Genomic DNA, 12,851 nt, shown 5'->3' on the forward strand with positions numbered 1-12,851 from the left:
ATGCCCACACCCCGCCGCCTTCGCCTTACCCTCATCGTGCTGCTGATCCTGGCCGGCACGCTGCTGTCTGCAGTCTGGGCGAGCCGTCATGCCCGACACCTTGCAGTGCTGGAGGAAGCCGGCCGCAGTCACGAACAGCTGGCGCTCTATACCAATGGCCTGCACACCCTGATCGAGCGTTATCGGGCGCTGCCGGCGGTGCTGGCTCTGGACCCCGAGCTGATCCAGGCGCTGGGCGGCCCGGTGGACACCGCCACCCAGGACGCGCTCAACCGCAAGCTGGAACGCATCAACGGCGCGGCACAGTCCTCCACCCTGGAGCTGCTGGACCGCGATGGCCTGGCCGTGGCCGCCAGCAATTGGCGGCTGCCTACCAGTTATGTGGGCCACAACTACGCCTTTCGCCCCTACTTTCGTCAGACCATCAGCCAGGGCAGCGGTCGTTTCTATGCGGTAGGCGTCACCAGTGGCATTCCCGGCTACTTTCTGTCCCGCGCCGTAACCGACGCTCAGGGCCGGTTCATCGGAGCCATGGTGGTGAAGCTGGAATTTCCCGAACTGGAGCGCGAATGGGCGCAAGGCCCGGATACCCTGCTGGTCAGCGATGCCCGTGGCATCGTGTTCATCGCCAACCAGCCCGGTTGGCGGTACCGTGAGCTGCAAGCGCTGAGCGAGGCCGACAGGGCCGAACTCGGCAACACCCGGCAATACGACAAGCAACCGCTCCTGCCCCTGGATCACAGGCCACTGGAGCGCCTGGACGCCCGCAGCCAGCGGGTGCGGGTCAACGGTCCCGACGGCAGTGCCGACTACCTCTGGGCCTCGCTGCCCATGGCCAGCGAAGGCTGGACGCTGCATCTGCTCAAGCGCCCTACCAGTGCCTCGGAGGACTCGCGCAATGCGGCGCTCGCCGCTGCGGGCGTATGGTTGAGTCTGGTCTTTGGCGGGTTGTTGCTGAATCAGCGTTGGCGCCTGGCCAAGCTGCGTCAGCGCAGCCGGGAGCAGCTCGAACAATTGGTGCAGGCGCGCACTCTGGAGTTGCGTGCAGCGCAGGATGGCCTGGTGCAATCGACCAAGCTGGCCGCGCTGGGCCAGATGTCAGCCGCCCTCGCCCACGAAATCAACCAACCCCTGACCGCCCAGCGCATGCAGTTGGCCAGCCTGCGCCTGCTGCTGGACCATGGACGGCACGACGAGGCTCGCCAGGCGCTGGTGCCCCTGGAGCAGATGCTGACCCGCATGGCCTCGCTGACCGCGCACCTCAAGACCTTCGCGCGCAAGAGTCCGGCCGGCCTGCGTGAACGCCTCGACCTCGCGACGGTTGTCGAACAGGCCCTGCAGTTACTGGACGCACGCCTGCGTGACGGCGGCGTGCAACTGGATCTGCACCTGGATCGACCCGCGTGGGTACGCGGCGACGCCATTCGCCTGGAGCAGGTGCTGATCAACCTGTTGCGCAACGCTCTGGACGCCGCTGCCAGCCAGCCTCGGCCGTGGCTCGGTATCGAGCTGCAGCGGCAGAGCGGCGCCTGGCGCCTGAGCGTGAGGGACAACGGTGGCGGCATCGCCAGTGAACATCTGGGCAACGTCTTCGACCCCTTCTTCACCACCAAACCCGTTGGTGAGGGTCTCGGCCTGGGGCTGGCGGTGTCCTATGCGATCGTGCATGAACATGGCGGCCAACTGATGGCCGGTAATCTGGAAAACGGCGCACAGTTCACGCTGTCCCTGCCAATGGACGAGGAAACCCCTTGAGCGACTCAGTGATAGTCATCGATGACGAAGCCGGCATTCGCAGCGCTGTCGAACAGTGGCTGAGCTTGTCCGGCTTCAACGTGCAACTGTTCAGCCGTGCCGAAGACTGTCTGGCCGAGCTGCCTGCACATTTCGCCGGCGTCATTCTCAGCGACGTACGCATGCCCGGCATGGGCGGCCTGGGTCTGCTCGAACAGGTGCAGGCCCGCGACCCGGAGTTGCCGGTGATTCTGCTGACCGGGCACGGCGATGTCCCCATGGCGGTACAGGCGATGCGCGACGGCGCCTACGACTTTCTGGAAAAACCGTTCAGCCCGGAAAGCCTGCTGAGCAGCTTGCACCGAGCTCTGGAGAAACGTCGGCTGGTTCTGGAAAACCGCCGCCTGCATGCCCAGGCCGATGCCAGGGAGCGTCTGCAGGCCACTGTGCTGGGCGTCTCTGCGGCCGTGGCACAGCTTCGCGCTCAGGTTCTGGAGCTCGCCCAGTTGCCGGTCAATGTGGTGATTCGCGGCGAAACCGGCAGCGGCAAGGAGTTGGTGGCTCGCTGCCTGCACGACCTCGGACCGCGCGCCGACAAACCGTTCGTGGCGTTGAACTGCGCGGCCATTCCGGAGCAGCTGTTCGAAGCCGAGTTGTTCGGCCATGAAAGCGGCGCCTTCACCGGTGCCCAGGGCAAGCGGATCGGCAAGCTGGAGTATGCCGATGGGGGCACTCTGTTTCTCGATGAAATCGAAAGCCTGCCGCTGGCGCAGCAGGCCAAACTGTTGAGGGTGCTGCAGGAGCAGAAGCTGGAACGCCTGGGCTCCAACCACAGCATTCAGGTTGACCTGCGCCTGATCGCCGCAACCAAGCCCGACCTGCTCGAGGAAGCCCGCAGCGGGCGTTTCCGCGAGGACCTGGCGTACCGCCTGACCGTGGCCGAGCTGCGCCTGCCACCGCTGCGCGATCGCCGCGAGGACATTCCGATGCTGTTCGAGCATTTCGCCCGGACCACGGCCCAGCGACTGGGCCGCAGCGCGCCGATCATCAGCGGTGCCCAGCTGGGGCAGTTGCTGAGCCACGATTGGCCGGGCAACGTCCGCGAATTGGCCAATGCCGCTGAACGCCACGCTTTGGGCCTGGCCTCGCCCTCCCGCGAGCCAGTGGTCCAGGGGCTGTCGCTGGCCGCCCAGCAGGAAGCTTTCGAGGCGCAGTGCCTGCGCGCTGCGCTGGCTCGGCACCAAGGCGACATCAAGGCCGTGCTGGAAGAGCTGCAACTGCCACGACGTACCCTCAACGAAAAAATGCAGCGCCACGGCCTGCAGCGGGAGCTGTTTCGCGGCTAGGCTCCATCGGCAAGAATCCGCCTATTACACGCGTATGAATAGGCAAAAAACCGCTTACCAACACCCCGGCACCCTTCTGGAATAGGCGTTTCGCCGCTGGCACGGCTCCTGCTATAGCCACTGCCAAGTGCCTTGATGCGCTACTAACAACAACTAGAAGGATCCACCATGGATAACTCCAACACCCTGCCGGTCGGGTCGGCCGCCGCGCCCGCCAAGGTTCGAACCACGTCCAGCCGCCTCAAGTCCATCTTCAGTGGCTCGGTCGGCAACATGGTCGAGTGGTACGACTGGTACGTCTACGCCGCATTCTCCCTGTACTTCGCCCAGGTCTTCTTCCCCAAGAACAGCCTCAATGCGCAACTGCTCAACACCGCAGCGATCTTCGCCGTCGGCTTCCTGATGCGCCCGATCGGCGGCTGGCTGATGGGCCTGTATGCCGACCGCAAGGGCCGCAAGGCGGCACTGATGGCCTCGGTACTGCTGATGTGCTTTGGCTCGCTGGTCATCGCCCTGACCCCGGGCTATGAAACCATCGGTATCTGGGCACCGGTATTGCTGGTGGTCGCACGCCTGATGCAAGGCCTGTCGGTGGGTGGCGAATACGGCACCTCCGCCACCTACCTGAGCGAAATGGCCACCAAGGAACGCCGTGGCTTTTTCTCGAGCTTTCAGTACGTCACGCTGATCTCGGGCCAGCTCATCGCGTTGGCGGTACTGATCGTGCTGCAACAGACCCTTACCGAAGAGCAGTTGCTCTCGTGGGGCTGGCGTGTACCGTTCGTGATCGGCGCCTTGTGTGCGGTGGTCGCGTTGTGGCTGCGTCGCGGCATGGAAGAAACCGAGTCGTTCACCAAACAGAAAGAGGCACCCAAGGAAAGCTTGATGCGCACCCTGATGCGCCATCCCAAGGAGCTGCTTACCGTAGTGGGCCTGACCATGGGCGGGACGCTGGCGTTCTACACCTATACCACCTACATGCAGAAGTACCTGGTCAACACCGTGGGCTTCAGCAAGGCGGACTCCACAGCGATTTCCGCGGCGACGTTGTTCCTGTTCATGTGCTTGCAGCCGATCATCGGCGCGCTGTCGGACAAGATTGGCCGGCGGCCCATCCTGATCGCCTTCGGCGTGCTGGGCACCGTGTGCACGGTGCCGATCCTGACCACGTTGCACACCATCGAAACCTGGTGGGGCGCGTTCTTCCTGATCATGGCCGCGCTGATCATTGTCAGCGGCTATACGTCGATCAATGCGGTGGTCAAAGCCGAGCTGTTCCCCACCGAGATTCGGGCGCTGGGTGTGGGTTTGCCGTATGCGCTGACCGTTTCGATCTTCGGCGGTACGGCTGAGCTGATCGCCCTGTGGTTCAAGGAGATCGGCATGGAGACGGGCTACTACTGGTACGTCACTGCCTGCATTGCCTGCTCGCTGCTGGTGTACGTGTTCATGAAAGACACCCAGAAGCACTCCCGCATCGAAACCGATTAACGGTCTCACGTAGCAGCGGCGTGAGCCGCGTCCGGGCCCCCGGTGCTTTTTCAGGCACATCGCGGGGCGGCCGGACGCGGCTTACGCCGCTGCTACATTTGATAATTCGATGGTTATTAGCGTTTATTTGCGCTTTTTAATCAAATTTTCAGGCGTAGTATCACTCCCACAGCAAGACACCTACTCAACGAAACATCCATTGCACCGGGAGCACTACCATGAAAACTCAACTGATCATCGCCCTCGCCTTCACCGCTCTGACCGCCAATGCCTTCGCTGCCGACGGCTTCGATCGCACCAGTTCGGCCACCTTCGCCGAAGACGGTTACAGCCGCACTCAATCGGCGACCTTCGCTGAAGACGGTTCCGACCGTACCCACTCGGCGACCTTCGCTGAAGACGGTTCCGACCGTACCCACTCGGCGACCTTCGCTGAAGACGGTTCCGACCGCACCCACTCGGCGACTTTCGCGGAAGACGGTTCCGACCGTACCCACTCGGCGACCTTCGCTGAAGACGGTTCCGACCGTACCCACTCGGCGACCTTTGCTGAAGACGGTTCGGCTCGCACTGGCTCCGCCGCCTTTGCCTGATCGATACGGCAATGCTGTACAGCCCGGCCCTGGCCGGGCTTAGTTGTTTCTGGGAGACGGGATTGCATCCACGCGCCGAGGCACAGCACACTGGCGTCATTGTGAACACCTGAGGAAAGCGCCGATGTCGGAAGATACCTACAGCTACGAGCCCGCCCAGGGCCATGGCTTGCCCCACGATCCCTTCAACGCCATTGTCGGTCCACGACCCATCGGCTGGATCTCATCCCACGATCGCCAAGGGCGGCTGAACCTGGCGCCCTACAGCTTCTTCAACGCCTTCAACTACATTCCGCCGATCATTGGTTTCTGCAGCGTGGGCCGCAAGGACAGCCTGAACAACATCGAACAGACCGGCGAGTTCGTCTGGAACCTGGCCACACGTCCGCTGGCGGAACAGATGAACCTCAGCTGTTCCGCCGTGGGCCCGGAAATCGACGAGTTCGAACTCAGCGGCCTGACGCCCAAGGCGTCGCGCATCGTGTCGGTGCCACGGGTGCTGGAGGCGCCGGTCGCGTTCGAATGCAAGGTGACCCAGATCATCCAGTTGCAGCGAGCCGACCAGGAGCGGGTGCCCAGTTGGCTGATCCTGGGTGAGGTGGTGGCCGTGCACATTGCCCGCACGCTGCTCAAGGAGGGGATCTACGACACCGCCGCCGCGGCACCAATCCTGCGCGGCGGCGGCCCCGCCGATTACTTCGAGATCGGCCCGCAAGCGCTGTTCAAGATGTACCGTCCGCAGGTCAAATGACGGTGAAGCTGGGCGCACCCTCGGCGTCGATGGCCTGCAGGGTCTCCAGCACTTCGGCGGCGGCCATGTCTGCCGCCAGCGCAGTCTTGAATGTCTGCCCTTCCAGCACTTTATGGAAACGTGGTGGGGTGCCGCCTTCGAGGGTTTTGATCGCTATCGCCGCGTGATAGCCCTCGTCGCTTGGAACGACCGCTGATACCGCTTCATGCTGTTCGAATACTTTGCGTGCCATGCGCCGGTTCCTGGACAGGTCAAAGGCGCGATTGTACCCGGCTCAGGCGGCGCTCGCAGCCCGCTCGATACCCGGTTCGCTGAAGGTATGCACGTCCAGACTGCTGACCAGCATGTCTTGCAACAAATCGCTGAAAACCTGCATGGAGGGCGACGTGAACCAGGCGCGCATGGCCTCCTGATCGCTCCATACGCCCGCCACCTGCCACAGGTGCTCGTCGCACTGACTGCGCTGTACCGAAAAATGCAGACAACCGGGCATACCGCGCGCGGGGACGACCAAGCCGCTAAGGCCGATGCCTACGGCGTGCGAAAACCCTTGGCGGGCGGTCACTAAAGCGCAATGACTGACTGTGTTGATTGACGTCATGGTCGGCTCTCCCTGGATGAACGTTGCGACGGGTACTAAGGTAAAGGGCGTCAGGCAATGGCGGTTAGACGATTCCTGTCGCGCTGTTGCCTGATCCTGCCGATCCGCAGTTTCAGGCAAGCCTCCCACCCTAAAGCCGCGTCGAATAACTCGCGCACGCTGTCACCCCACCCCATGGCCCGGCAGGCGTCAGCGCATTCTGTTACAAACGCGGGCAGGATCAGGCAAACATCCCGCAGTTATCGTCTACCTTGAACATTAACCGCCGATTATCCTGTGCTCATTCTGTCGCCTACGTCATGGAGCTTTCATGAACGCCCCCGAGCCTATCGCCAAGTTACTGGACCCGACCCTGGAGCAGCGCCGCGTAGAGCTGGCCGAGTGTATTGACCGCGGTGCCCGCACCCCTGGCAGCTTCGTGACAGCCATCGACGGCCTGCATCTGGTGCGCTATGAAGAATGCGTCCGATCGTTTCCCGCCCTGGCTCAGCCAGCGCTGTGCATCCTGGCTCAAGGCAGCAAGGAGGTGTGCCTGGGTGACGAGCGCTACATCTACGATCCGCTCAATTTCATGGTGGTCTCGGTGGCCATGCCGATCTCCGGGCGGCTGCTGGAAGCCACGCCGGAGAACCCGAGCCTGTCCATCCGCCTGGATATCGACCCGGCCGACATCAATACGCTGATCGCCGATGCCGGGCCGATGGGCGTGCCCTCGCGACCCAGCCAACGCGGCTTGTATGTCGAGCAGATGGACAACGGCCTGCTCGACGCTGTGCTCAGACTGGTTCGCCTGCTGGAAACACCCAAGGACATCGCGATGCTGGCACCGCTGGTACGCCGTGAAATCCTCTACCGTCTATTGCGCGGGCAGCAGGGCCATCGGCTGTACGAATTGGCGGTCGGCCACAGCCAGACGCACCGGGTCAGCCGCGCCATTGCCTGGATCAACCAACACTTTCAGCAAGGCTTGCGTATCGAAGACCTGGCCCGTGAAGTCAATCTCAGTGTCTCGACCCTGCATCACCGCTTCAAGGCGGTCACTTCCATGAGCCCTTTGCAGTATCAGAAACAGCTGCGCCTGCAGGAAGCGCGGCGACTGATGCTCAATGAAAGCCTGGACGCCTCCGAAGCCGGGTATCGGGTGGGCTACGAAAGCCCTTCGCAGTTCAGCCGCGAATACAGTCGTCACTTCGGCGCGCCACCCTTGCGCGACCTGACCCGGTTGCGCATGAGCATCTGATGCACCAAGAGACCAACGGCCCTCACTGAAGCAAAAGCTGACCTACGCTTATAGACAGTACTTGGCTGTCGTAAAGCGAGGTAAGCGTCATGACCACAAGAACAAGAAAATGCATGGTGGCGTTGTCACTGGTTGCCGTCACCGCCCTCTACGCCACTGCTGCCTGGCGAGCGGAGCAGGCTCGTATCTCACCGCAATTGCAAGGCGCCTGCACCTTGGCCATGTGCATGCAGCGCAATGCGGCGTTCAGCTATCTGCGCTGACACCGCTCGACCGCTGGCTCGCGGCACGAAAGGCTTTGGGTGACACGCCTACCAGCCGGCGGAAGAAGCGCGAAAAGTAAGCGGCATCGGCAAACCCCAGGCGATCCGCTATCTGGCTGATGCTCATGGCGGTATACAGCAGGTTGCGCTTTGCTTCGAGCAGGATGCGCTGATGCACGATCTGCAGCGGCGACTGACCCGCTAGCGCTCTGCAAAGGCTGTTCAAGTGGGCGACCGAAAGACCGATGCCATGGGCCAGCGCTTCGACGCTGGGTTGCCGTGCATAGTTGGCTTCCACTGCCTCCGTGAACCGCGACAGGTATTCGCGGCCGCGTTGCGCAGGTTGCTTGGCGGCGCGACGCTGCAGCGCCTGGCGTCCCGCCCAGATCACCGCCACATTGGCCAGCGAATGCAACAACACGTCGCGACCCGCCTCGGCGCCCTGATATTCACGTTGCAAGGCAGTGAACAGTGCATGGAGATAATCCCGGTCGTTGCCGGCCCGGTAGGTTGCCGGTGTATCCAGCACTCGCAAGGTCTCCCCCACCTGACGTTGCAGCTGGCTGACCAGTGGCGCGGCCAGTGTCAGCACATAGCCTTCGATATTCTCCGAGAATTGAAAGCCGTGAACGCACAGCGGCGGTACCACCTGCAGGGCCGCTTCTCGCAAGGTATGACGCTGACCTTCCACTTCGACCACTGCCTCGCCACTGTGCACATACAGCAACTGGCAAAGATCGGCATGCTGGTGCGGCTGGATTTCCCAGTGGTGCAGGCGACTGCGCTTGGGAATGGTTTCGCAGTGCAGCAGGTCCGGCGTGGGCCAGGCCACCCCTTCCCCGTACAGCTTGAACACCGGTATCGACATGATTGTGCTCCAGAGCGGCGTGTCGGCATGTTTCGCTGATCGCACGAATCCATGAAAAGTACCTGTATCGGGCGAAAAACTCCCTTCTTATTCCACCGCTGCCCGCGAAAAATACCAGCACTCCAATCATAAAAATACGCGGTTACATGCCCATGAAGACTCAAGTCGCCATTATCGGCGCCGGTCCGTCCGGCCTGCTGCTCGGCCAATTGCTCACCAATGCCGGCATCTCCAACATCATCATCGAACGACAGACGCCGGACTATGTGCTGAGTCGCATCCGTGCCGGCGTACTCGAACAGGGCATGGTAGACCTACTGCGCAAGGCCAGGGTGAGCGCGCGGATGGACGCCGAGGGCATCGTTCACCACGGTATCGAGCTGGCGTTTGCCGGTCGTCGCGAGCATATCGACCTCAAGGCACTGACGGGCAGCGCCGTCATGATCTATGGCCAGACCGAGGTCACTCGCGACCTGATGGCGGCCCGCGCTGCGGCCGGCGCAGAAACCCTGTATGAAGCCAGCAACGTGAAGCCCCACGACCTGCAAAGCGCCGCCCCTTTCGTGACCTTCGACAAGGACGGCCAGAGCCTGCGCCTGGACTGCGACTACATCGCCGGGTGCGACGGCTATCATGGGGTATCCAGGCAATCGATCCCCAGCGAAGCCATCAAGACCTTCGAGCGCGTCTACCCGTTTGGTTGGCTGGGCATACTGGCCGACACCCCTCCCGTGCACGAGGAGCTGGTGTATGCGAACCATGAACGCGGTTTCGCCTTGTGCAGCATGCGTTCGGCTACGCGCACCCGTTACTACGTGCAGGTCGGCGCGGATGAACAGGTCGAGGACTGGTCGGACGACCGCTTCTGGGCCGAACTCAAGAGTCGGCTGCCCGCCGACCTGGCCGAGCGGTTGGTGACGGGCCCGTCCATCGAAAAAAGCATCGCGCCGCTGCGCAGCTTCGTGGTCGAGCCCATGCAGCACGGGCGGCTGTTCCTGGTGGGCGATGCCGCCCACATCGTGCCACCCACTGGCGCCAAGGGCCTGAACCTGGCCGCCAGCGATGTCAGCACGCTGTTCGATATCTTCTGCCAAGTGTTCCACCATGGCCGCAGCGAGGCCACCGCTCAGTACTCGTCTGTGTGCCTGCGACGGGTGTGGAAAGCTGAACGGTTTTCCTGGTGGATGACCTCGATGCTGCACCGTTTCCCGGACACCGATGCATTTGGCCAGCGTATCCAGCAGGCCGAACTCGAATACCTGGTGGGTTCGCCTGCGGCGCGGCAAAGCCTGGCGGAAAATTATGTCGGTCTGCCTTACGAAGCCATCACCTGACCGATAGAAAAGATAGCTAGCTATCAAGTAGACTGAGCGGACCCAGCCTGCGGCCCATTGCCGCGGGCCTCCTGCCCGGGCCTTTGCCGTGAACAATCTCAGTCAGCCACAGCCGCCGGCAATCAAGAGCATCCTGGTGTCCTTGATGCTGGCCATCTTTCTCGGTGCTCTGGATCAGACCATCGTTGCCGTATCCCTGCCCGCCATTTCCGCGCAATTCAACGATGTCGAGTTGCTGGCCTGGGTCATCTCCGGATACATGGTGGCCATGACTGTGGCCACGCCGATCTACGGCAAACTGGGTGACCTGTACGGCCGGCGCCGAATGATCCTCATCGGCACCGGGCTGTTCACCCTGGCATCGCTGTTCTGCGGCCTGGCCCAGAACATGGAGCAACTGGTACTGGCGCGCATTCTTCAGGGCATCGGCGCGGGAGGCATGGTATCGGTCAGCCAGGCGATCATCGGCGACGTGGTGCCGCCCCGCGAGCGCGGCCGCTATCAAGGCTATTTCAGCAGCATGTACGCCGCCGCCAGTGTGCTGGGACCGGTGCTGGGCGGTTACATGACCGAGTACCTGTCGTGGCGCTGGGTCTTCCTGATCAACCTGCCGCTGGGCACCTTCGCCTGCTGGTACGCCAGCCGCAAGCTGGCCGGTCTTCCCGTGCCGCAGCGCACACCGGTGATCGACTACCTGGGCACGATGCTGATGATCGTCGGCCTGAGCGCCTTGCTGATGACCGTGACCGAAGTCGGTCAAGGCCATAGCCTGGCGGATGTGCAGGTATGGGGCGTGCTGCTGCTGGCGATAGCGATGCTGGTGGCGTTCGTCTGGCATGAGCGGCGCTTTCGCGAGCCACTGCTGCCAATGCGCTTGTTCGCTGTGCCGGCTGCAGTGCTGTGCTGGTGCACCGTATTTTTCACCAGCTTCCAGGCGATTGGGCTGAGCGTGATAATGCCGTTGCGCTTTCAGACGGTGACCGGGTCCGGAGCCGACGCCGCAGCACTGCATCTGCTGCCGCTGGCGTTGGGTCTGCCGATCGGCGCGTTTCTGGGCGGGCGACGCACATCGCAGACGGGGCGCTACAAGCCCATCATCCTGGCCGGCGCAGTGCTTACCCCGCTGGGAATCCTGGGCATGTCCTTCTGCCCACCGGACAATTTCCCCCTCAGCCTGACGTTCATGCTGCTGACCGGCTTTGCCTGCGGGTTGCAGTTCCCGACCTCGCTGGTGGGCGCGCAGAACTCCGTTCCACCACAGGATATCGGGGTAGCCACCAGCACCCTGGCGCTATTTCGCTCACTGGGGGGCGCCGTGGGGGTAGCGTGCCTGTCGGCACTGCTGCTGGCCATGTTGCATGGCGTGGACCTGGGCGCCGGCGGCTTGGAAGCGGCTTCGGGCAATGCTTTGCTGTCCGGCCTGAACGCCGCGCCGGGCCCAGCCCAGCAGGCGCTGCGGGCGGAGTTGGGGCAAACCTTCCAGCATTTGCTGTGGGCCAGTGCTGGCGTGTCGTTGCTGGGGGTACTGGTAGCCCTGGCATTGCCAAACCTGGAGTTGCGCGGGCGGGGGCATGGTGAGAAGTAGGTGGGGGCTTTGCAGGACCGACGCCATCGCGGGTAGAACCCGCTCCCACAGAGATCACCCTCAGCCTCAGACCCTGCCCCTGTGGGAGCGGGTTCTACCCGCGATAGGGCCCGTCCTGTCAACCACCTATCAAGCCAAACGCGGCCTACGTTGCGCCCATGCCACCGCCAATCCACTCAAGCTGATCACACAGATACCGACAATGCCGAACACATCCGGGGTGTGGTCGAAGATCAGATACCCATACATGCCGGCGAACAGAATCTGCCCATAGCTGAACGGGGCCAGCAACGCCGGCGCCGCATGCCGGAAGGCCTGGGTCAGCAACAGATGCCCCAGCATCCCGCAGGTGCCCAGCCCGATCATGAACAACGCATCACCCCACGTCGGCATTTGCCAGAAGAACGGCAGCACCGCGCTCATGATCAGACTGTTGAAGATGCCTGCCAGAAAGTTGCTGGTGGTCGGGCTGTCGACACCACTGAGCTTGCGCGTCAGCAACTGGTAAAGGCCAAAGAAGAACGCCGAGATCAACGGCAGGATGATCGCCGGGGTAAACAGCGCCCCACCGGGCCGGATCACGATCAGCACACCGACGAAGCCCGCAATGACTGCCGCCCATTGCGCCCGCGTCACGGTTTCCTTGAGCAGCGGCACCGACAAGGCAGTCACCAGCAACGGCGCCAGAAAGTTCACCGCCGTGGCTTCGGCCAGGGGGATGTAGCGCAGGCTCGTGGTGAAGAACAGGCTGGTGGCAACCAGACACAAAGCCCGCAACAGCTGCAGGCCGGGACGCTTGGTGCGAATTACCGTGGACAGGCCGGTCTGGGGCACGAAGATCACCAGCATCATCAGCGTATGCACCACATAGCGTGCCCACACCACCATGACGATGGGGTAGAAGCCGGAAAGGTATTTGGAGATGGCGTCATGACTGGCGAACAGCAGAGTGGCCAGGCAAATCAGCGCGATACCGCGCAATGGCTGGTCAGCCCCATTGAGCAACGGGTTTTGCAGGCTCATTCACACGCTCGCAACATGACAA

13 protein-coding genes are annotated in these 12,851 nt (G+C 62.7%); 9 read left to right on the forward strand and 4 right to left on the reverse strand.

Annotated elements, in window-relative coordinates:
• The 5 genes from B3397_RS12320 to B3397_RS12340 all read left to right on the forward strand — a co-directional run bounded on the left by B3397_RS12320 (position 1) and on the right by B3397_RS12340 (position 5,915).
• Positions 1–1,755 carry an ATP-binding protein gene (locus tag B3397_RS12320; RefSeq protein ID WP_296250390.1) on the forward strand — a complete coding sequence of 585 codons (1,755 nt, stop codon included), beginning with the start codon at positions 1–3 and terminating at the stop codon, positions 1,753–1,755.
• On the forward strand, positions 1,752–3,080 hold the full coding sequence (locus tag B3397_RS12325; RefSeq protein ID WP_296250392.1) for a sigma-54-dependent transcriptional regulator: 1,329 nt from the start codon (positions 1,752–1,754) through the stop codon (positions 3,078–3,080). Before B3397_RS12320 ends, B3397_RS12325 begins: the two co-directional genes overlap by 4 nt.
• Positions 3,081–3,248: 168 nt before the next feature.
• Positions 3,249–4,571: an MFS transporter gene (locus tag B3397_RS12330; protein WP_296250393.1), complete on the forward strand. Its 1,323-nt coding sequence runs from the start codon at positions 3,249–3,251 to the stop codon at positions 4,569–4,571.
• Between the two features lie 218 nt (positions 4,572–4,789).
• Complete coding sequence (locus tag B3397_RS12335; protein ID WP_296250395.1) at positions 4,790–5,164, forward strand: heme utilization protein; 375 nt, start codon at positions 4,790–4,792, stop codon at positions 5,162–5,164.
• 124 nt (positions 5,165–5,288) lie between these two features.
• Positions 5,289–5,915, forward strand: coding sequence for a flavin reductase family protein (locus B3397_RS12340; protein WP_296250397.1), 627 nt, complete (start codon positions 5,289–5,291; stop codon positions 5,913–5,915).
• On the opposite strand, the gene B3397_RS12345 is transcribed toward B3397_RS12340, so the two are convergent.
• Positions 5,908–6,147, reverse strand: coding sequence for a hypothetical protein (locus tag B3397_RS12345; protein ID WP_296250399.1), 240 nt, complete (start codon positions 6,145–6,147; stop codon positions 5,908–5,910). The two genes, B3397_RS12340 and B3397_RS12345, sit on opposite strands and share 8 nt — an antisense overlap.
• 42 nt (positions 6,148–6,189) lie before the next feature.
• Positions 6,190–6,516 (reverse strand): putative quinol monooxygenase, encoded by a 327-nt coding sequence (locus B3397_RS12350; protein ID WP_296250401.1) that lies wholly within the window; start codon positions 6,514–6,516, stop codon positions 6,190–6,192.
• A gap of 310 nt (positions 6,517–6,826) precedes the next feature.
• Here B3397_RS12350 and B3397_RS12355 point away from each other — a divergent pair, with 310 nt between their 5' ends.
• Positions 6,827–7,756: an AraC family transcriptional regulator gene (locus B3397_RS12355; RefSeq protein ID WP_296250403.1), complete on the forward strand. Its 930-nt coding sequence runs from the start codon at positions 6,827–6,829 to the stop codon at positions 7,754–7,756.
• An 89-nt stretch (positions 7,757–7,845) separates the two neighbouring features.
• Positions 7,846–8,019 carry a hypothetical protein gene (locus tag B3397_RS12360; RefSeq protein WP_296250405.1) on the forward strand — a complete coding sequence of 58 codons (174 nt, stop codon included), beginning with the start codon at positions 7,846–7,848 and terminating at the stop codon, positions 8,017–8,019.
• Here the strand turns inward: B3397_RS12360 and B3397_RS12365 are convergent.
• Positions 8,003–8,887, reverse strand: a complete 885-nt coding sequence (locus B3397_RS12365) for a helix-turn-helix domain-containing protein (protein WP_296250407.1) — start codon at positions 8,885–8,887, stop codon at positions 8,003–8,005. The genes B3397_RS12360 and B3397_RS12365 overlap by 17 nt on opposite strands.
• A 152-nt stretch (positions 8,888–9,039) precedes the next feature.
• Between B3397_RS12365 and pobA the strand changes: the two genes are divergently transcribed.
• Both pobA and B3397_RS12375 read left to right on the forward strand, forming a co-directional pair.
• Entirely contained in the window at positions 9,040–10,221 is a 1,182-nt protein-coding gene (pobA, locus tag B3397_RS12370) for a 4-hydroxybenzoate 3-monooxygenase (RefSeq protein ID WP_296250409.1), read from the forward strand.
• 88 nt (positions 10,222–10,309) lie between these two features.
• Positions 10,310–11,806, forward strand: coding sequence for an MDR family MFS transporter (locus B3397_RS12375; RefSeq protein WP_296250410.1), 1,497 nt, complete (start codon positions 10,310–10,312; stop codon positions 11,804–11,806).
• Positions 11,807–11,935: 129 nt separating this feature from the next.
• On the opposite strand, the gene B3397_RS12380 is transcribed toward B3397_RS12375, so the two are convergent.
• Positions 11,936–12,829, reverse strand: a complete 894-nt coding sequence (locus B3397_RS12380) for a DMT family transporter (protein WP_296250412.1) — start codon at positions 12,827–12,829, stop codon at positions 11,936–11,938.
• Positions 12,830–12,851 lie beyond the last annotated feature (22 nt).

Source organism: Pseudomonas sp. UBA4194, assembly GCF_002379585.1.
Classification (GTDB): Bacteria; Pseudomonadota; Gammaproteobacteria; order Pseudomonadales; family Pseudomonadaceae; genus Aquipseudomonas.